This window comes from Nonomuraea sp. bgisy101, assembly GCF_057708945.1.
Genome location: NZ_JBYITD010000025.1, coordinates 77,984 through 96,233, shown reverse-complemented (window position 1 = coordinate 96,233; position 18,250 = coordinate 77,984). Strand labels below are relative to the sequence as shown.

Below are 18,250 nucleotides of genomic sequence, written 5' to 3'. Positions count from 1 at the left end.
GTCGTCGTCCCGCTGCCGGATCGTGTCTGCCGATGGCAGACACGCAGAAGCGCGGCGGGCGATGCGGCAGCTGCTCGCCGAGCGGGACGGCTCCCGGTGCTTCTACTGCCTCGAGCCCGTGGAGGACCCGACACGGCTCACGTTCGACCACTTCGCCCCGGCGTGCTTCCTTCCGGTGGCGGAGTCCTGGAACCTCGTCCTGTCTTGTTGCGCGTGCAATCAGGCGAAGGCGAGCCTGCTCCCGCGCGGCCTGGTGCTCGTCCTGCTGGCCATCACTTTCCCGGATGGGGAAGCGATGAGGAGCGGGGAAACTCCCGCAGATCTGCGGGAGTTTCCGGTCCGGGAGGCGGCGTGACACACCAGCCCTGGTGCACCCAGCACAGCGAACGGGTGTGCATGTCCGACACGGTCAACGGCGTGACGATCACGTGGGCGCCAGGCGAGTCGACGACCGTCTGGCTCGACGAGGACAGCGATTCCCTGGTCGACTTCGGCCTGTCGCTCGAGGCCGCTCGGAGGGCGGCCAGGACGATCCTCGCGTGGTTCCCGGACGCCCCGGATAGCCCGTCCTGACGCGTCCTGGTCGCGACCAGATGTGACCCCGTTGTTGACTGCGAATGTGGTCACCAACGGGGTCACGATCTTGGTCACGGAGGAGGTCACATAGGTCAGGTAAGACCGCAGGTCGGGCCGGTGATTCTGGTCGCGGATGTGGTCGCGGTGGTGGTCGCGATGGGCGACTAGATGGCGACCGGATCCGCGACCACTTTCGTCGTCATACAGGCCGGTCCCGTCCACCCCGGAGCGGGCGTGCTGGCTGCGGAAACGGTGAAGATTCTTCACCCATTTGAGCCGCTCTCGTCCACCGTCCAGTACGCCCCGAACGGGTGGACGGGAAGGTTGACGAGCGGGTGGACAACCTCGCGCGGAATCCACGCGAGGTAGAGCGGTTCTCCAATTGGGGAAGAAGATCGTTTCCACATTTGTGGAACACGACGGAAAGCGTTCTGGAGACCTGAGTTGGCGCCGCTCCAACTCAGACCTCAGGCCACGCCTCCCGAGGCGCCACGAAGCTCCCCCGGCCCTGCCGGACCACCACGTAGCCCTCGTCGGCCAGCGCCCGGATCGCCCGCCTGACACTGCCGCGGCTGATGCCGTGCTCCTGCTGCAGGTGGCTCTCACTCGGCAACGTCTGCCGCGGCTCGAACTCGCCGGCCAGGATGCGTTCGCGCAGGATCGCAGCTAGTTGCACCCACAACGGTCGCTCGTCGAGCTGGTCGATTGTCACGTGTTCAACGTTACGGACGACCGTTCTGACCTGCGCAGACGGTCCGTATTGCATGGGCTGTACGGGCTGTACGAGTTGGACGTACTGTACGTGCATGCTCTTTCAGGACTTGGGAGTGCTGGCCGAGATCATGCAGCCAGGCGTGAGCGCCTGGGCCATGCACCGTGGGGAGCCCGACGCGGCCCCCAGCACCTACATCACGTCCCGGTGTGGCGTCCGCGCCTGGGTCCATGAGATCGCCGGTGAATCGATCCCGTGGCCAGGCTCTGCCCCCATTGACGGCACCCTGTGCCCCACCTGCATAGGCGAAGGTAGCCGCCGGCTGCGGACCTTCTCCCAATAGACCACGGGGCCGGCCGGTGAGTCCTTGGAGGGACGGTCGGCCCCGTGTTCCAAGCCCGATGGGCTGGCCCGCGGTGTCCTCACGGAGGGGTGAGGGCGCCGCGGGCTCTTTGTTTGGTCGCGTTGTTTGACGATCACGCCGCGTTGTTAAACGGACATTTCGCCGCTCCCCCGGTTCGCCCCCTTAAGGAGCCGCGGCGTCAAACAACGCGCCAAACAGCGCCGTCAAACAAACAACGGGGCTAGCCGGCCGCGCGCAAGCGGGGTCCACGGAGATCAACTTCCCCTCCCCCGGAGGTGCACGGAAGGTGCACAGCTGATCCACAACCCCTCCCGAGAAGGTGCACGAGAGGTCCACGGAGACCCGTTCTCGCGCGTCTACGCGCGTAGAGACACCCACAAGTACACGGGAGCGATCTTCGTGCACCTCGTCACCCCGCAGTGAACGCGAAGAGTAAGCGGGATGTTGTCGCATTGCCCCTCTCGAAGGTTGTCGCATTGCCCCTCCCCCGGAGGCCTTATGCGAGGGGTTCAAGACAACATTTGCGACAACATGCCCGACGATCCCAGCCCCTGGGATTTCGTCACCCAGAGTGACAGTTGGCGGCGACGGGTGGAATGTCCCAGGAATCGTGTCAGGAGTCTGCATATAGGCCCCCCGGGGGAGGGGCTGGGGACAATTCTCAGAAGGGGCTGCGGGACATTAATCCGCTCACGCAACGTCACCCCAGAAGGGGTTACGTGACGCGTCAACGATTCCAATGTGGAACGAGCTGACGGCAGCGCCACCCCGTAACCGCTGCCGCCAGCTCGAGCTCTACGCGGGCTCAGCCGCGGCCACCCCAGCGCGCGGCGATCGACGCATTCACCAGGTCCGCGTCCGCGTTCTGGTGCACATGCTGCTCCTGGATGACGACCGCCGCGCCACCGCCACCCGAACCGCCGACAGCCGACGACATCTCGAACCCCTGGCCCGCAGCCCCAGGACTCATCACGTAGCCGCTGAAACGCATCTGCTGCGGACGGGACACCCTCGCCGAGTTCGGCGGCAGGGAGACGCCCTGAACGCTGTCCGCCCCGTACGCGTCACGCAGCGACCCGCCCGGAACAGCCGCGCCGAGCGGCCTCGACGACCGGACCGCCGAGGCGCTGCCCTGGCGCGGGATGCTGCCCCGCTCGAGCGAATGCCCGACACCCAACGCCCTCGACGTCTTCTCCAGCAGGTGGAGCGCCTCGCCGCGGTGACGAGAACTGAGCGGGATCACGACCTCGGGCCCGTCCTCACCCATGAGCGACCACGTGGGTCCGGCGATGAACCCGCCCGACGCGAACGCAGCCTCGTGCAGCGACCCTCCCGGCACCTGCCGAGCAGCCAGACGGCGCCTGATCTCCTCGTCGGACGGCCCGTACTTGTCGCCGGTCTGCACCGCAGGCGGAAGCTTGCGCGTAGACCTCTCCAAGCTCGCATTGGTCGCCTTACTGCCTGCGCGCGGGATCGTGCCCCGTACGGCCGACTCGCGGGCGGCCGACGTCGACGAGGCAGCCTTACCGATGACCGCGGCAAGGTCGTCGACGGACTTGCCGAGCGCGCCCAGAGACGTCGACACCTTGCTGCCGGCGCCCGTCACCGCGGCACCCATGCCCGTCACGGACTCGCCCAACGCGGCCGACCCCTCGACCCAGCCCGCGGTCATGTCCACGCCGATGTCGCCCACGCGGACGATCGACCCGGTCAGCGAGCCCGCCGACCCGAGCGTCTGATCAAGCATCGCGCTGGCGGATTCCAGGCTGGTCGAGATGCCGTAGTTGGCCTCACGCAGGCCGCCCCGCAGCGCGATGGCCTGCTCCTCAGCCTCGCGGTTGAACAGCTGCAGGCCGAAGTCGTCGGCGACCTGGCCCAGGAGGCTGATGGCGCGCTTGCGGAACGCGGGATCGTACGGAATGAACGCCTCGGGGCCCTTGCCCTCGCCGTACAGGACGGTTGGCCTGGTGGCGATGTGCGGGCCCGGCCGCGGCCCCGTCGTCATGCCGCCAGAAGCGAACGCGCGGATCCCGCCGAGCTCGTAGTAGTCGATGGCGCCGCGCTCGCGGTTCTTGTCGATGATGTCCTGGCGGCTGTATCGGATCACCTGGTTAACCGCGGTGGTGACGGTCTTGCCATCGAGCGCGTTGAGCTTCCTCTCAAGCTCCTTGATCAGGGCGAGCGCTTCCTTGCCGCCCTGGTTCTTGATGTCGGTTTTAACGTTGTTCGGGATGAGCCCGAGGGCCGTGGCAAGGTTGTTGGCTTCCTTCTTGCTGAAGCCCATGGACTCGGCGACCTTCACGAACGCGGAACGCTGCGTGCCGAGCTTCGCCTCCACCTCAGCCATCGGCGTGCCCTGATCGACCAAGGCCTGCCTGTAGGAGTTGGCCGACTCCGCCAGCCCGATCAACGTCTCGCGGTTCTTCCGGCCGGCCTCAGAGTTGGAGCTGGTGGCGCGCCCGTTTTCCTTCGCCGCGGCCGTGGCGTTGTCGAGCGCCCGCTGGTAGCTGATCTCGGACGACAGCGCGTTCGTGGTGATGCCGATGAGTTCGCCGAGCTTGGACCGCAGCGTGTCCACGCCGCCGGCTGCCGTGCTCGCCGCCGTGCCGAGACCCGTCAGCGCGTCGCCTGTCGACCCGGCACCCGTCGCCAGGCCTTGAACGGTGGAGATCGCGTTCGTGACAGCGCCCTGCACGCCCGCCAGCGTGTCAGGCACGGCCGCCATGTCTGCCTGCAGCTCCTCCGGAGTCGTGCCGAACACGCCCCTGAACAGTGAGTTCGACGCGTTCGAAGCGTCGATCGGGAAGGTCAGCGCATCCCGGATCTGGCCGGCCCACGACAGGATGTCGGCGCCCATGCTGAGGAGTTTCGTGGCGTCTTCGATGAGATCGGCCAGCATCTGTGGATCCTCCGCCACGATGTCGGAGAACTTGTCGAACGCGGCCGACAAGTGGCCCACGATCTCGGGCATCCGGTTGCCGAGCTCGCGCAGCATGGTTCCGAAAGAGCCGCCGAGCCGTTCCAGGCTCGGGCCCAGGGTGGCCAGCGCGTCACCCGCGGCCCGCACGAACGCATCGACATCCGGCACCAACCCGCTGAAGATGCGCCGCAAGCTGGGCTGCAACCGCTCGAACGTGACCTGAGCGACGTCCGCAGCTCGTAGAAGAGATCCTTCGAGTGGTTTTGCAGTGTCGGCGAGTTCACGCTTCAGATCGACACCCAGCTGCGTCCAACGCGCCTTGACGATCTTGGACTGCGCCGCGGCGGTGATACCCACGGTGGCCAGGCTGGCGCCGAGCGACGCCACGATTCCCGCCGCCGCCGCGCTCGCCACCACCGGCAGCGCCTGGATAGCCGCCGCCGCGAGACCAACCTGAGTCGGAGCCGTGCTGCCGACCACAGACAGAGCCCGCGACAGCGCACCGCCAAGCTCGCCGCTCGCCATGGTCAGCTTGCCGAAGCTGTCCAGCGCCGAGGACGTGTCCACGTTTACGTTGATGCCGAGCCGCTGGTTGCGGAGGCGGTCCATTTCCGCGTCGACCTTCGAGAGGTCCCGCATCGCGTCCTGAATGGAGGCATGGACCTCGACCGACACGTCCCTGTCGAGGCCGAGGAGCTCATCCTGAAGGCGCCGCGTCTCCAGGATGGCGTCACCAGCGTCGACATCGAGGCCGATCTCCTTCCGCGACAGGCTCTCGAGCTCGGCGCGTACCTGCGCCAATTTGATCTCGGCTGCGGACGAATCCGCGTCGATCTCAAGCTTGGGGAGGCGCTTGACCGCGTTCTCCAGCTGCCGGCGGAACTCCTCCGCGAAGCTGGATGACCGTGAGAATTCGCGATTCAGACTGCGAAGGTCACGCGAGGCCGCCCGCACATTCGTCTGGAAATCATGGATGCCCAGCTTGAGCCGGACACTCACGGTCCGGTCAGCCATTGTGCCCGCCTTCGGCCAGCGCGCCGGCGATGACGGCCTCGATCTCCTCGACCGTCATGCCCTTGCGGTCAGCGGTAAGAGCGACGGCAAGGTCTCGGATGGCGTCGAGCGTGTCGACCAGGGCGACCACCTCGCCCGGGAGGGTGGCCCTCCAGTGCTTGGCCATGCCGTGAAGGGCGCCCATGCCGTGGTCGTCGAGCTGGTCGAGCGCGTGGAAGAGCCGCGCCCACACAGGGGTAGCGGCGAAGGTCTGCTGTTCGTTCATGACTCCTCCGAGTCGGGGATGTGGCGAGGCGCGGCGCAGGTCGGGTCTCCGGCTCGAAGGTGAGCCTCGCTGGCCTTGGATCCGCGCGCCGCTGTCTGAGGACACCGCGTGGGACGGCTGCGGTGACTTTGACGCCGCGCCTCGCACACACCCCTGGTTCAGCCCGCGACCGTCACGGTGACGGGCGCGGAAGTCTTGTCGGTCATGTCGGCCGGTCGGCCGACGAGCTGGGTCACGCTGGCGACCCACTGGGCGACCTGGTCGGGCGTGCCTGCGGCGTGCTGCTCGAACAGGGCCGATCGGTGAGCGAAGCCGTCAGCCTCGCTCTTGAGACGGTGGGTTTTCGGGGTGCGGTAGCGGATGCCCGCCATGCCCGCGCCTTCGACTTCGGCCGGCGACGGGACGTACGGCACGTAGCGGGCGCCGCCTTCCCATTCGCTGAGTTCGGCGAGGAGCTTGTCAGTCTTGGCCTGCCGCCGCTCCGCCTGGGCGCGCAGCTCGTCCGCTTCGCCCTTCAGTTCGGCCGCGTACGCCCTCAGGACCGCCCGTCCGGCGTCGACTACCCGGGAGGATGCGGCGTCGGCTGTACGGGCCGCGACGTCGATCTCAGCGCGCAGCCGGGTCACGTCGCCGGTGAGCCTCTGTACGGCGGTCTCGTCGGCGAGGACTTCGTCCCCGATACGCGCCTCGAGGTCGGCGAGCTCTGCCGCCTTGGTGCTCTGTTCGGTCTGCCAGCGGGCGACTGTCTCGCGCGCCTTGTCCAGGTCGGCGAGTGCCCGCTCTACCGGGGTGCTCCTGTTGAGGATGCCCATCACGCGCCGCCCTTCCAATCCTGGCCGTACACCTGCGGGTAGGCGATGGCTCGTAGCGAGCCGGGGCCCGTCCGTTCGGTGAGAGGCACCACGTTGGATGCGGGCGCCGGCCTCCTGGCGGATTCGGCGTACAGCTTGCGCGCCTGCTGCTCGTCGCTGTGCCGGCCGATCGCCGCGGTCCTGGCAGCTTCTGGTGACAGGCCCATCCGCTGGTAGGCCTGTACCGCCTCGTCGAACGGCTGACCGGACACGGCGCCGTCCCTGCCCTGAGCGGCGAGGCGGGCAGTCGACTCGTTCATGCCGATGGCCTCGAAGACGCCGGCGAGTTGCTGTTCGAACAGGACGCCTGAGCGTTCCACTTCCTCGAGGGCCTGCCGCTCGCTGTAGCCGACGTCACGCCACCGCTGATACAGATCCTGGGCTGCGCCCGTCAGATCGTCCGCCTTCACCTGTCCGCCTTCCTTGGCGGTATTCGATGACCGCCGCCCGGTCCAGCAGCCATGTGCCGCGGACCTTGACTCCGAGTCCGCCGGCGGCGAGTTGACGCGCTCGGCGGGGTGTCATGCCGAGCAGGGTTGCTGCTTGCTCGGTGTTGACCCATTCCGACGATGGCGTGATTTCCGGGCTGGTCGTTTCCGCGGAAACGTCTGCGGAAGTGATGGAAGCTTCCCAGCGGCGAGAAGCTTTGCGGATGTCAGCTTTGACACTCTCCAATTGGGCGCGCTGTGTGGGGCTGAGGTTGGAGTGGGCGAGCAGGGCGGGCAGGTGGCGGGCGAGGATGCGGTCCAGGCAGTAGGCGGCGAATCCGTCGACCACGGCGCCGTCTACGTACGTCACGGGTCTTCCTTGTACGGTTCGGCGCCGGCCATGCGCAGGATCCGCTGACCGAGGTAGTCGAGGCGTGTCTCTGCGAACGTGCGGTCGTGCTCTACGGCGTGCACTCCGAGACCTAAGAGGATGGACCAGGGCTTGAACGCGGTGGCGAGGTTGCGCGTCTGGACTGTGAGTACTGCCCGGAGTTCTTCGGCTGTGAGCGACGCGGTGAGGGCCTGGACGCCGTCGTGGTCGTTGAGCTCGGTGAGGCGCAGCAGGGCGAGTGCGAGTTGGTGTGTGCGGTCGTCGTTGATCATCGGCCGCCACCAACCGTTGGGCTAAGCCCCACAGTTGCCGTGGTGAGCGACTGCATGACGGCTGAATAGCCATGCATACGCGCCCCATTTACGACATGAATGTCCAATTCTTCATGCAGGTGAATACCCGCACCAGTCGTTAGGGATTCCTGACCTGCGGAAACGCGATTCCTAGACACAACAGAACTGAGGTTCTGTACCGTTACCGGCGAGTAACCGTCATCACTTCCCCGCATGGGGTAACGATTCGTTCCCCCCATCGCGGGCTTGAGCCGTTGGCACGTCTTATGGGTTAGCACGTGGAAGCTCCCCACTCTGGGCGTCCATGAGGTCGGCGGCGATCAGCCACGGCGAGCGCGACTCGATGGCCTTGACGCGGTCGATGGCGTCTTGCACCTGGGCGAGCAGCAGACGACCGGACTCGATACGGCGCCAGGCCGTTGTCTGGGGCAGATTCAGAGAACCCATGACGTCCTCGAGCGACAGGCCGCGCACGTCGTACAGGAACGCGGCCTTGATCTCCTCGTTTCGCACTTTGTCCGTTTTGGGCTTTTTCCCGGCGGCGGGAATTACCGGCCGGTCCTCAGGCGCAACGTGCTCGGCGAAGTTGGCGCGGGCCGTGTCGAGGCCGGCGGCGATGGCGTCGATGACGGCTTGCTTCCACGGCCAGTAGGTGGAGTCGTACCAGGCGTCTCGCCACTCTCGGCGTGCGTGCCCGTCCAGTTCGGCCGGCGCCTTGGGCGGGAAGGGCGCCCACCTGTGCTTGGGCGGCCAGGTCTTCATCTTGCGCTTGTGGACCCACCAGAGGGTCATGATGTGTGGCTGGTCGGGGTCCGGAGTTCCGTAGCTTCCGTCAGGCAGTTTCATGTCCTGCGGCATGCGGGGCTCCTTCGTTGAGGTAAGCGATGTGGAAGCGGAGTTTCGGCGGTGTTCCCCTGGTGTTGGGCGTTCGCTCGGAAGCTGCGTCAACCGCCTATGCGTCAACTGGGACTGAGGTCCTTTCGGGACCTGTGTTGTGACCGCCGGGGTGGCGGTCACAATGTTCGCGATCTGCGCGGTGGTGGTCGCTGTGGCGGATGCCGTAGTGAAGACCTGCGTCACGCTGGTCGTGACGCAGGTCTGCTCGGGCCTTAGACCCGTGCAGGTCGGGGGTACACGACAGCGTGGGGCGCGTTTGCACAGGTCGCTCTGCCGTAACCGTAGTTAGGGCGGTCCGAGCTGGGCGAACGCCAGGGGTCCGGACTGAGCCGTGTCCCTGGGCTAGGTCGGTTGATGACCTGCCCTCAAGGGCGGGAGATAGCTCCCACCCTTGAGCGTTGAGTCCTGCTGGGACCTGACGGCCCGCGGGGTTCAGCCTGCAACCCGCGACAGGAGGGGTGTCATCAGTAGTGACTCCCCTCCTCGGTCCCAGTGCATGACGAAGCGTGGCTTGGGGGTCTTGGTCATGTGCTCTCCTGTCGAATCGTCTTCTGGCCTGAAGTGCGCGCTGAGGGGGCAACTTCGTGATCGCGCTTGCCCTCTAATTACGAAGAAGTGAACTTATTGGCCATGTTGGGTCTGACCTGGCGTTTTGCCGTGGCCCGATTGGTGACCCGATTGGACTCATTGGGCGGCGAGCGGCCCGATTGGGGGCCGTCAATCGGGTCACCAATCGGGCCAATCGGGCCACCAAGAGGTTCGCGAGAAACCGCAGGTCAGACCCAAAGATGCCAATTGGGTCATACGGTTCACCGTGCATGGGGAGGGTGTCGATCATGACTCGTCCGCGATGGTCCCGGGAAGGATCCATAGCGCGCGCTTATCTGCCCCGAAACCTTGCTGCTGTGACTTGATTCCAAGCTTGCGCCGAGCGCGCTTCAACGCGGACTCGCTGATGCCACGCTTACGCGCCGTCTTCTTGAGGTCGTCCAGGAAGTCCGTTCCGCCCAGATCGGCCAGGTAGCCCCTAAGCCACTTGACCGTCTCGCTCGTCTCCTCTCGGTCGAGGTCGGGCATGACCTCGTCGCGCATCACCTGTCGGACCGTCGTGGCGGTCTCAGGGCCTAGCACGAAGCGCGACACGTACGAGGGGCCATCCTCGGTGTCGACGGTGAAGGGTTGGATCATGTACTCGAACGAGGGCAGCCCGAGTCGCCCGAGGTTGTTCTTCTCGCACGACAGGACGTAGGTGTCGTCTCCGTCTTCGTTCTCCTCGCGGGCGAAGACGACCAAGGATCGGATGAGCTGGCCGAATGCGCCTGACCCGGCGACTCGGGCCAGCGGGTCGGCCACGCCCGACTTGGTGAAGTGAGCCAGACCCAGAATGGTGAAGTGGTGCTTGTCGGCAGCGGCCACGAGCGGCTCCAGCGCCTGGCGTACCTCAGCGGCGCGGTAGTCGTTGATGGACTTATCGATCAGGGACAGCAGCGGGTCCGCCACCAGCAGTGAGACGCTGTATTCCTCGGCGACCTGCCCGAGCATGCTGGTGTCGCTCGGCAGCGTGAGGCGGGCGTGGGGCTTGCCGTCGTCCTCAACGTCGACCCGGAACACTTTGTCGAGGTCTGCCCCGGCCGCGATGAGCCGGGGTGCGATGGTGTACGCCCAGGAGTCTTCGGTGGCGGCGTAGATGACGCACCGCGGCTTGCCGAACAGTTCGCCGGGCAGCGCGCCGTTGGTGATGCGCGCAGTCATCCACACGCCGAACTGGGACTTGCCGAGGCCAGGCCCGCCCGCCGCGATGGACAGCGAGTTCATTGGGATCCGCCCGTGCGAGGTGGGAGGTTGCCCGTCTGGGGTGGTGTCCCACAGCCACCGCACAGGTCGAACCCGGATCGAAGAGGCGGCTGTGAGTACCAGCTGGCGGCGAGGAAGCTCCTCTTCGCCTTCGCTCTCGGGCTCGCTGCCTATGGGCCGTAAGTCGTCCACGGACTTGCCGGCGGCGAAGTGGTCGGAGATGTCCTTGCCGATGGCGGGCTCGACCAGGCGGACGGAACGGGCCTTGCCGTCCAGGTCGGCGGCGACCCTCTCGGCGTGCTCGCGTCCCTTGTCGTCTCGGTCGGCCACGATGACGACGTGCGCGCCCTTGAGGAAGTCTCCGTACGAGGAGTGCCAGCCCATGCCGGTGCCGCCGGGGTTACAAGTCGCGACCAGGCCTCTCCGCTCGCAGGCGGCGACGTCTTTTTCTCCCTCGACGACGTAGACCGTCTCCGCGTTTGCCGCGGCCTCCACGACGGCAGGCAGCCGATACAGGACGCGGCGAACGCCCTGAAGGTTACGGACCCACTTGCCGCGATCGTCGCGGTGCTTCTGCTTGAAGCCTTTCGGGAACTTCCGCTCGACCACGAACAGCAGTCCGCCGTGCTCATCAACGTATTCGTACTCGGCGATGGTCACGGGGGCGGCCATCCTGCCCTTGTCCTTCTCCTCGTCGAACAGGGCGGACATGGGCAGGTCGAGCGCGGCGGCGACATCGCGCGTCTCGCATCCGGGGAAGCACTTGAGCAGCACCTTGCCCGCAACCGGGCGGATGCTGAGAGATGGGGTCTGATCGTCGTGGGCGGGACACTGCGCCATGAGGTAGCCGCGCCTGTCGCGCACGGCCAGACCGCGCTCGTTCAATGCGGCCATGACCCGCTGGACAGCCTGCATCAAACGTTCATCTCCCGTCGGGCCCGGTATGTCCGGGAGATCACGAGCCAGATACGCCGACCACAGCGGGAACGACGCAGCCCGTCCTGGATGCGCTCGCGGGAGCGGCCAAGGTGGCTTGCTTCGCAGTGCGGGCACCGGTATGCCACCCACCACTGCTTGCGGCCGGCGCCGTCGGGCGGGAAGAGACTCGCGAACGCGGACGGAACACGGTTCCTCTCGAAATTGAGAGAGCCACCCTGTACGGTGTGGTTGGCGTTGTTGGTGCCCCTGCGGGTCACCTTGTTCGAAAGCCGCTCCCTGCCCGGAGCGGCTTTCGTGTTGTTAGGCGGCGGCATCGGCATTCTCCACGCTGGTCGTAGAGCCGCAGAGAATCAGCCGCAGGCGCGCGAGCTGCTCCGGGCTCGGGGGCGGCGCCTGATCGACGACCGCCTTCACGTATGCCTGCATGTCGATCACTTGGCCGCCTCCCTCATCTGGTCGAGGAGCTGCCTGTAGGCGATGGCGTGGTCCATGCGCGGCTCGGCCTTTCCCTGCTCCCAGCGGAGGACGGTCATCGCACTGACGCCGAGCTCGTCGGCGAAGTCTCGGAGAGTGGCACGGGAGTCGCGCCGGATGCGACGGCGAACCTGCGGCGACGGGAGCTGCGCAGCGCGGACACGATCAGCTAAAGGCCGATCCGGTGTTACAGCTGTGGCTTGCAAAGTCATAGCTGAAGATTACGGCCAGCCGAGATCCTAAGTCAACGCAGCGGCTATCTATGTTGCTGCGGGTGTTTCAACTACGGGACTAGCCCGTTACTCTGCACATGTGACCAACATCAGAGACTTGGAGCCGCCGCCGTACGTCATCCCGCTGAGTGCGGACGGTACGGAGCTGCTGAGCTTCGAGCCGCGGGAGTTCTCTGGCTGGGCATCCTTCTTCGCTCCGCAGGTCCCGGACAACGCCATGGTGTTCGTCAGGATCGGTCCACAGAAGACAGGCCGCGCGTTGGAGATCCGGGAGACGCGCGTGGTTGCCAGGTCTGAGGGTGCGGCAACGAGCGGGATTCTTCGCGTGATCCCATGGGAGCGCATCGAGGCGGCGATCAATCAACCCTGCCACCGTGCCGAACTCGACAGGCTTGTGTCGCCTGCGCACGTGGTTGCTGACGACCTGCCTGGTCAGCTGATGGCGTACACCATCCGGCCTGAGCCGCAGAAGCCTCCCACGTTGGATCTGAAGGTGGAGATACCGGAGGGCTACCGAAAGCCTGACGAGTTCTACCGGCGCGTGGGCGAGCTATTCCTCGCACTGGCCTCGATCAGCCAACGGCCGGCGCAGGAGCTGGCGGAGGCGAACGACGTCAAGCCGACCACGATCCACCGCTGGACTCGCGAGGCCAAGCTCCGCGGGCTGATCGCTCTCCCCTCAGATAAGACCTAGGCCGGCACCTTCCACTCGATGCAAACGGCGTCTGGGTTGAAGTAGCCCCATTGCTTGCCGTACTCGGGAGTCCACCCCGCAGGGCGTCCGAGGCTGGACGGCAGAATGATGACCCGCATGATCTGCGAGATGACAGCTCGCCTGCGGTCGAGGTCGAGTTCGTCCCAGACAGCTTGAGCGTTGCCCGCCCGGAAGGGACTCAGGGCCGTGACGCGAGCTGCAGCGGCGTCGGCCTGGTCGAGTTCTTCCCGGCGGCGAGCCGTCGTCTGGTTTGCCGTGACCAGCTGCGCCTTAGTCATCAGACCTTCGGCGAACATCTCGGCCGCTTCCTGGTCGCGCAGTCGTAGCGCCTCACGCTCGAGGACGCGGGCGCGCGCCGAGGTGTCGTCTCCCCTACTCTCGAACGCCTCGACCGCGCCAGGCCTGGACAGCCATTCAACAGCCAGCATGCTCACGTACCGGTCGAGGTGCTCGGGATTGCGGGCGACGTGGTTACGGCCCGCCGCGCACCGGTAGGAGGGCACCGTCTTCCGCTTGCCGCCTGTACTTAGTCCGGCTGTGCCGACTATGACCGTGGTCTTCTCAGCCTCGGCCTCGACACACACACCGCATTCATACAGACCGGATCCTTGCCAGCGACGCTGCGGCCCTGGCGTGGTGCGACGGGAAGGGTCGTTGAGGAGAGCGACGATGGCCCGCCACTTCGGCTCCTCGATGATGGCCGGCCACTCAGCCTGTCCAACGATCTCGCCGCGGTGCTCCATCAGGCCCGCGTTACGGGGGCGCAGGAAGACCGTACGAACGCTCTTGGGAGTCCACTGCCCGCCCGTGCTGGTGGCGACGCCGCGGGCGTTCCAGTCACGCGTGATGGCGAACGTGCTGACGCCCGAGAGGAGATCGTCTCCCCTGGCGTCCAACTCAGCCGCTTCGACCTGGCGTACCGTCACCCCGTCAGGCTCGAACCCGAACGGGCGGCGACCACCCAGCCATCTACCTTCCATGGCGGATTCCACCTTCATAGCCTCGATTCGTTCGATGGCGTGGTCAACCTCGTACGCTGCGTCGACCACGTCGTTACGGAACCGCTTGCGCCCGGTAGGCGTCGACAGGTCGTAGGAGCCGGATCGCGCCGTCTCCACAGGGTGCTGCCCCTTTGCGCACTCCGCAATGAAGGACTCGGCCTCGCCCGGGTTGCGGTGGAGTCGGTCAGCGTGCCAGGCGAGCACTCCTAGTGGCAGCGACCTCTTGTCATGGTGCAACTCGTCGATCATCGCCTTGTAGTCGTCGCGGCGGGCGGCGTCGGCGCCTACCTTGACGAACGCGGTCCGGTCGGTGTCGATGAACTCGGCGACGATACGGCCGCCGACTCTGTCTAAGTGGACTTGGCAGGCCCGTCTTTGGCGAGTTATACCGGCTCGCCCTTTGGATTTGCGCAGGTAGAGCACATATTCGCGCACGTTGGGATCCGACATAATTTAAGTATGCCACAGCTTGACATTCGCTAGGTCGAACTGGCTGCCACGCTTGGGCAGGCTGGCGGGGAAGAGGCTCACCGTGATGCGGGCGTCGGGCCAGGGGTAGTGGCTGTTGACCATCGCCGAGCGGACGCGGTCGCGGGCTTCGCTGAGCGCGGTGTCGGGCAGGCCGATGAGGTGGATGCCTGCCAGGCCGCTGCCGACGTCGGCCTCGACCTCGACGCTTCGGCCTGTCACGCCGATGAGGGTGACGCTGCGCGTGCGTGCCACTGCCATCTAGATCGCCCCCCGGACGTGGCGGATCGCGAAGTCGTCGCCGATCCGCTCCAAGGCGATGACGTCGACGCGCACGAAGTCGAAGCGGCGGGGTTGGGCGGCCAGCCACTTGGCGGCGAGCATGCGCAGACGGGCCAGCTTGGCGGGGCGGACGGCTTCGAGTGCGGTGCCGTGGGTGCGGCCTGATCTGGTTTTGACCTCTATGACGACGAGGTTCGTGCCGTCTTCCGCGATGACGTCGATCTCGCCGTGGCGGCAGCGCCAGTTTCGATCGAGGATCTGCATGCCCTCGGCACGCAGGTAGTCGACGGCGACCTGCTCGCCGTGTTTGCCCAGCTCGTCTTTGGGTGACATGGGACCACCTCCGGGGCTGACTGTTCCGGAGCGGGGGTGGGGTGGAGGGGGGTGAATCGGATTCTGTGGACGGCGGGGGTGTGGGGCTGAGCGCCTGTGGACAACCGAATGGCCGGGTAGGTGGGGCGGTCCGCGGAGTCTTGATGATGGAGGTGCGAGGGACGGCTCGCGACCTTGGGAACCGCCGGGGCAGCTCGCGACCTTGGGAACCGCCGGAGCGGCTCGCGACCTTGGGAACCGCCGGAGCGGCTCGCGACCTTGGGAACGGCCGGAGCGGCTCGCGGCCTTGGGAACGGCCGGCTTGTGACCTTGGAACGGGTGTGCGTCTGGGGCGCGGATGAGTCGCCCTCACACCTCCGGCTGCGGCTGCGGCTGCGGCTGCGGCTGCGGCTGCGGCTGCGGCTGCGGCTGCGGCTGCGGCAAGCATGCGTCCCCAGGGCGGGGCAGGGCTTCCCGCTGAAGGTGACCAGGGGACCTAGGTGGCTCGGCGTGTATGGGCCGGACGTGGGGAGCATCCGCCAAAGGGAAACGGTCAGGAGACAACTCGGCGGGCGGGCGTCCGAACGGCTCGTCATGGGCGGGCCTAGCGACTCCGGCCAGGCTGGACTGGCCAAAGGGCCTCGGCTGGCTGCACTGACGCGGGATGGGCGCAGGCCGAGATGGACGCGGAGCAGACGCGAGGCACAGGGCGACGCATGGCATGGGCAGGGGAGCCGGGCACAGGGCGACGCGGGCAGACGGGCGTAGGCCCCAGACGGACGCGGGGCGCGGGTAGACGCGGGGCGCAGGGCGACGCATGGCATAGGCAGGGGAGCCGGGCACAGGGCGACGCGGGCAGACGGGCGTAGGCCCCAGACGGACACGGGGCACAGGGCACGAGGCACAGAGGACGCGGGGGAAGACAAGCGGCGGTCCCGGACGGGCGCAGGCCCCAAATGGACGCGGAGCGCAGGGGCGCGGCGGCCCGCAGGGAGGTGGGGCCCGAAGGGGTGTGAGCCAACGAGCCTCGTGAGTGACCGAGTCGGCAGACGGGTGTGGTTCGTCAGCGGCCAGGGGGTGTGAGCCCGAAGGGGTGTGAGCCAACGAGCCCCGCGGGTGACCGGGTCGGCAGACTGGTGCTGTTCGTCGGCGGCCAGAGGGGGCGTGGGCCCGAAGGCGAGCGTGGCGTGGTCAGGGAACGCCCGTCCACCTCGCCGGGTGGGAACCACGGCGAATGCCGTCGAAAGAGCGATGCGCAGATGATGCCACGCCGGGAAATTGCGGGTAGAAGCCCTCTGCCCCCGCGCGAGTCTGCGCCGCCCCTGGCAGACGGAGGTGGAAGCCCTCCGCCCAGCCCCGGTCTGCGCCGCCCCTGGCAGACAGAGGTGGAAGCCTTCCGGCCAGCCCCGATCTGCCCGCATCTGGAAGGCGGAGGTGGAAGCCCTCCGCCCGGCCCGGGACTGCGGCCACCCCTGGAAGACGGAAGTGGAAACCTTCCGGCCAGCCCCGATCTGCGCCACATCTGGAAGACGGGAGTGGAAGCCCTCCGCCCGGCCCCGATCTGCGCCACATCTGGAAGACGGAAGTGGAAGCGCTCCGGCCAGGCCCGGTCCGGGCCGCGTCTGGAAGACCGGGTGGAGTCTCCGAGCCGGCCCGGTCTCCACGCCCGTAAGGCGCTGATGGAAGCCCCTGACCGGACCCGTCACGGAATTCAGCCCGAGAAGCCCTCCTTGGGCATTTCCAGGTCAGGCTTGGCCAGTTCTTCGACGTTGACGTCCTTGAACGTCACCACCCGTACATTCTTAACAAACCGTGCAGGCCGGTACATATCCCAAACCCAAGCATCCTGCATCTTCACGTCGAAGAACACGTCCCCGTTCTCCGCCGTCCGCACGTCGAGATCCACCGAGTTCGTCAGATAGAACCGCCGCTCGGTCTCGACGACATACGTGAACAGCCCGACCACATCACGGTATTCGCGGTAAAGCTGCAGCTCCATCTCGGTTTCGTACTTCTCGAGATCCTCTGCGCTCATCCCGGTCCTCCAGCCTGATCAGGCAACTCCTGCCCCCACTCCATTCTCCCCCACGAAGGTCCGTGACACCGTCACGAAGGAGAAGCGATGGTGTGAACATGGCCCATACGAGCGCAACGCCCGCCGGTGGGCCGGAGTCACATACCCCTTGTGCTCCGCGAAGCCGTACTCGGGAAAGTCCGAGGACAGCTCCGTCATCATCCTGTCCCGCGTCACCTTCGCCACGATGGACGCGGCCGCGACGCAGGCCGCCACCTGGTCCCCCTTCCACACGGCCAGCGACGGCGCGGGCAGCCCTGGGACGGGGAAGCCGTCGGTGAGGATGTATCCGGGAACCAACGGCAACCGCGCCACCGCCCGCCGCATTCCCGTGACGTTGCACTTGTGCAGCCCGCGCGCGTCGATCTCGGCGGGAGGGATCACGACGACGCCGACCTCGGCCGTGGCCATGATCTTGTCGTACAGCGCCGACCTGATCGGGGGCGCCAGCAGCTTGGAGTCGGCCAGCCCCTCGATCTCGCGCCTGAGCACGACGGCAGCCACCACGAGGGGTCCCGCGCAGGCGCCCCTGCCCGCCTCGTCGACTCCGGCGATCGGGGTCAGCCCCCTGCGCGCCAGCGCCCGCTCGTAGGCGTAGAGCCCGGAATCGCGCCGGACAACGCTAGGACGTGGTCGAAACATGACACACGCAGCGTACGCCCCATCCGCGACTCACCGCACCTTGTCGAAGATCTCGGGCCGGCTGAGGATCGTGGCGTGGGAGAAGGGCCAGTAGATGGCCCACGCCCTGCCGATCACCTGGTCCTCGGAGATCCACTCGCCGGCTTGGCGCACGTGGGTCCTGGAGTCGACGGAGGCGGAGCGGTGGTCGCCCATGAGCCAGAGCTTGCCCTGGGGCACCGTGTAGGAGAACTCCTCGCCCGAGGGGAAGTCGTCGGGGAAGAGGTAGTTCTCGTCGAGCGGAATCCCGTTGACGGTGATGCGCTTCTTCGCGTCGCAGCAGGCGACCTTGTCGCCGCCGACGGCGATGACCCGCTTGATGGTGTCCTCGCCGTTCCACCCCGTGAAGACCACGATGTCGCCGCGTTCGCTGGCGCCGTGGAGCTTGTTGACGCTCACCCTGTCGCCGATCCTGAGCGTGTTCTCCATCGACTCGGAGGGGATGTAGAACGACCGCACGACGAACGCCTGCAGCAGCAGCGCCGCGCCGACGCCCAGGGCGATCAGGAACAACGTCTCCTTGAGCCCGCCTCTGCGCTTCTTGCTCTCTTCAACTGCCATGGGGG

General features: G+C 66.8%; 19 protein-coding genes and 1 pseudogene. 3 read left to right on the top strand and 17 right to left on the bottom strand.

Annotated features, from left to right (window positions below; translation table 11 throughout):
* Positions 1–61 precede the first annotated feature (61 nt).
* Both AC3EO4_RS37830 and AC3EO4_RS37825 read left to right on the top strand, forming a co-directional pair.
* Complete coding sequence (locus AC3EO4_RS37830; protein ID WP_431900238.1) at positions 62–355, top strand: HNH endonuclease; 294 nt, start codon at positions 62–64, stop codon at positions 353–355.
* A complete protein-coding gene (locus AC3EO4_RS37825; protein ID WP_431900237.1) occupies positions 352–573 on the top strand; it encodes a hypothetical protein in 222 nt (73 codons plus the stop codon). The genes AC3EO4_RS37830 and AC3EO4_RS37825 overlap by 4 nt, the downstream gene beginning before the upstream one ends.
* A 463-nt stretch (positions 574–1,036) precedes the next feature.
* Here AC3EO4_RS37825 and AC3EO4_RS37820 read toward each other — a convergent pair whose 3' ends face one another.
* The 11 genes from AC3EO4_RS37820 to AC3EO4_RS37770 all read right to left on the bottom strand — a co-directional run bounded on the left by AC3EO4_RS37820 (position 1,037) and on the right by AC3EO4_RS37770 (position 12,130).
* Positions 1,037–1,288 (bottom strand): GntR family transcriptional regulator, encoded by a 252-nt coding sequence (locus AC3EO4_RS37820; RefSeq protein ID WP_431900235.1) that lies wholly within the window; start codon positions 1,286–1,288, stop codon positions 1,037–1,039.
* A gap of 1,169 nt (positions 1,289–2,457) precedes the next feature.
* Positions 2,458–5,586 carry a lysozyme family protein gene (locus tag AC3EO4_RS37815; RefSeq protein ID WP_431900233.1) on the bottom strand — a complete coding sequence of 1,043 codons (3,129 nt, stop codon included), beginning with the start codon at positions 5,584–5,586 and terminating at the stop codon, positions 2,458–2,460.
* A complete protein-coding gene (locus AC3EO4_RS37810; RefSeq protein ID WP_431900232.1) occupies positions 5,579–5,851 on the bottom strand; it encodes a hypothetical protein in 273 nt (90 codons plus the stop codon). The genes AC3EO4_RS37815 and AC3EO4_RS37810 overlap by 8 nt, the downstream gene beginning before the upstream one ends.
* A gap of 158 nt (positions 5,852–6,009) precedes the next feature.
* Entirely contained in the window at positions 6,010–6,663 is a 654-nt protein-coding gene (locus tag AC3EO4_RS37805) for a hypothetical protein (protein WP_488186373.1), read from the bottom strand.
* On the bottom strand, positions 6,663–7,112 hold the full coding sequence (locus AC3EO4_RS37800) for a hypothetical protein (protein ID WP_431900228.1): 450 nt from the start codon (positions 7,110–7,112) through the stop codon (positions 6,663–6,665). Before AC3EO4_RS37800 ends, AC3EO4_RS37805 begins: the two co-directional genes overlap by 1 nt.
* Positions 7,057–7,500 (bottom strand): helix-turn-helix domain-containing protein, encoded by a 444-nt coding sequence (locus AC3EO4_RS37795; RefSeq protein WP_431900227.1) that lies wholly within the window; start codon positions 7,498–7,500, stop codon positions 7,057–7,059. Before AC3EO4_RS37795 ends, AC3EO4_RS37800 begins: the two co-directional genes overlap by 56 nt.
* Positions 7,497–7,793: a hypothetical protein gene (locus AC3EO4_RS37790; RefSeq protein ID WP_431900225.1), complete on the bottom strand. Its 297-nt coding sequence runs from the start codon at positions 7,791–7,793 to the stop codon at positions 7,497–7,499. The genes AC3EO4_RS37795 and AC3EO4_RS37790 overlap by 4 nt, the downstream gene beginning before the upstream one ends.
* A 285-nt stretch (positions 7,794–8,078) precedes the next feature.
* A complete protein-coding gene (locus AC3EO4_RS37785; protein WP_431900224.1) occupies positions 8,079–8,672 on the bottom strand; it encodes a helix-turn-helix domain-containing protein in 594 nt (197 codons plus the stop codon).
* Between the two features lie 873 nt (positions 8,673–9,545).
* Positions 9,546–11,399, bottom strand: a complete 1,854-nt coding sequence (locus AC3EO4_RS37780; protein ID WP_431900223.1) for an AAA family ATPase — start codon at positions 11,397–11,399, stop codon at positions 9,546–9,548.
* A 345-nt stretch (positions 11,400–11,744) separates the two neighbouring features.
* A complete protein-coding gene (locus AC3EO4_RS37775; RefSeq protein WP_431900222.1) occupies positions 11,745–11,879 on the bottom strand; it encodes a hypothetical protein in 135 nt (44 codons plus the stop codon).
* Complete coding sequence (locus tag AC3EO4_RS37770) at positions 11,876–12,130, bottom strand: helix-turn-helix domain-containing protein (RefSeq protein ID WP_431900220.1); 255 nt, start codon at positions 12,128–12,130, stop codon at positions 11,876–11,878. The genes AC3EO4_RS37775 and AC3EO4_RS37770 overlap by 4 nt, the downstream gene beginning before the upstream one ends.
* Before the next feature lie 100 nt (positions 12,131–12,230).
* On the opposite strand from AC3EO4_RS37770, the gene AC3EO4_RS37765 reads away from it, so the two are divergent.
* A complete protein-coding gene (locus AC3EO4_RS37765; RefSeq protein WP_431900218.1) occupies positions 12,231–12,845 on the top strand; it encodes a hypothetical protein in 615 nt (204 codons plus the stop codon).
* Here the strand turns inward: AC3EO4_RS37765 and AC3EO4_RS37760 are convergent.
* From AC3EO4_RS37760 to lepB, 6 genes and pseudogenes are all read right to left on the bottom strand, one after another.
* A complete protein-coding gene (locus AC3EO4_RS37760; protein ID WP_431900217.1) occupies positions 12,842–14,317 on the bottom strand; it encodes a recombinase family protein in 1,476 nt (491 codons plus the stop codon). The genes AC3EO4_RS37765 and AC3EO4_RS37760 overlap by 4 nt on opposite strands.
* A gap of 27 nt (positions 14,318–14,344) precedes the next feature.
* Positions 14,345–14,596: pseudogene (locus AC3EO4_RS37755) on the bottom strand (magnesium chelatase domain-containing protein); the annotation flags it as partial.
* The gene (locus tag AC3EO4_RS37750; RefSeq protein ID WP_379575375.1) at positions 14,597–14,950 is read right to left on the bottom strand and encodes a YraN family protein; all 354 of its coding nucleotides are present in this window, start codon (positions 14,948–14,950) and stop codon (positions 14,597–14,599) included. It abuts the pseudogene before it with no gap.
* A gap of 1,690 nt (positions 14,951–16,640) precedes the next feature.
* A complete protein-coding gene (locus AC3EO4_RS37745) occupies positions 16,641–16,964 on the bottom strand; it encodes a DUF2469 domain-containing protein (RefSeq protein WP_067184127.1) in 324 nt (107 codons plus the stop codon).
* 18 nt (positions 16,965–16,982) lie between these two features.
* Positions 16,983–17,645 carry a ribonuclease HII gene (locus AC3EO4_RS37740; protein WP_379575374.1) on the bottom strand — a complete coding sequence of 221 codons (663 nt, stop codon included), beginning with the start codon at positions 17,643–17,645 and terminating at the stop codon, positions 16,983–16,985.
* Positions 17,646–17,675: 30 nt separating this feature from the next.
* On the bottom strand, positions 17,676–18,245 hold the full coding sequence (gene lepB / locus AC3EO4_RS37735; protein ID WP_431900215.1) for a signal peptidase I: 570 nt from the start codon (positions 18,243–18,245) through the stop codon (positions 17,676–17,678).
* Between the last annotated feature and the right edge of the window lie 5 nt (positions 18,246–18,250).

Excerpts from the sequence above, each read along its gene's own strand:
- lepB (WP_431900215.1), bottom strand. The coding sequence starts at position 18,245 with ATGGCAGTTGAAGAGAGCAAGAAGCGCAGAGGCGGGCTCAAGGAGACG.
- AC3EO4_RS37770 (WP_431900220.1), bottom strand. The coding sequence starts at position 12,130 with ATGACTTTGCAAGCCACAGCTGTAACACCGGATCGGCCTTTAGCTGAT.
- AC3EO4_RS37745 (WP_067184127.1), bottom strand. The coding sequence starts at position 16,964 with ATGAGCGCAGAGGATCTCGAGAAGTACGAAACCGAGATGGAGCTGCAG.
- AC3EO4_RS37740 (WP_379575374.1), bottom strand. The coding sequence starts at position 17,645 with ATGTTTCGACCACGTCCTAGCGTTGTCCGGCGCGATTCCGGGCTCTAC.
- AC3EO4_RS37805 (WP_488186373.1), bottom strand. The coding sequence starts at position 6,663 with ATGGGCATCCTCAACAGGAGCACCCCGGTAGAGCGGGCACTCGCCGAC.
- AC3EO4_RS37760 (WP_431900217.1), bottom strand. The coding sequence starts at position 14,317 with ATGTCGGATCCCAACGTGCGCGAATATGTGCTCTACCTGCGCAAATCC.
- AC3EO4_RS37780 (WP_431900223.1), bottom strand. The coding sequence starts at position 11,399 with ATGGCCGCATTGAACGAGCGCGGTCTGGCCGTGCGCGACAGGCGCGGC.
- AC3EO4_RS37750 (WP_379575375.1), bottom strand. The coding sequence starts at position 14,950 with ATGTCACCCAAAGACGAGCTGGGCAAACACGGCGAGCAGGTCGCCGTC.
- AC3EO4_RS37810 (WP_431900232.1), bottom strand. The coding sequence starts at position 5,851 with ATGAACGAACAGCAGACCTTCGCCGCTACCCCTGTGTGGGCGCGGCTC.
- AC3EO4_RS37785 (WP_431900224.1), bottom strand. The coding sequence starts at position 8,672 with ATGCCGCAGGACATGAAACTGCCTGACGGAAGCTACGGAACTCCGGAC.
- AC3EO4_RS37790 (WP_431900225.1), bottom strand. The coding sequence starts at position 7,793 with ATGATCAACGACGACCGCACACACCAACTCGCACTCGCCCTGCTGCGC.
- AC3EO4_RS37815 (WP_431900233.1), bottom strand. The coding sequence starts at position 5,586 with ATGGCTGACCGGACCGTGAGTGTCCGGCTCAAGCTGGGCATCCATGAT.
- AC3EO4_RS37830 (WP_431900238.1), top strand. The coding sequence starts at position 62 with ATGCGGCAGCTGCTCGCCGAGCGGGACGGCTCCCGGTGCTTCTACTGC.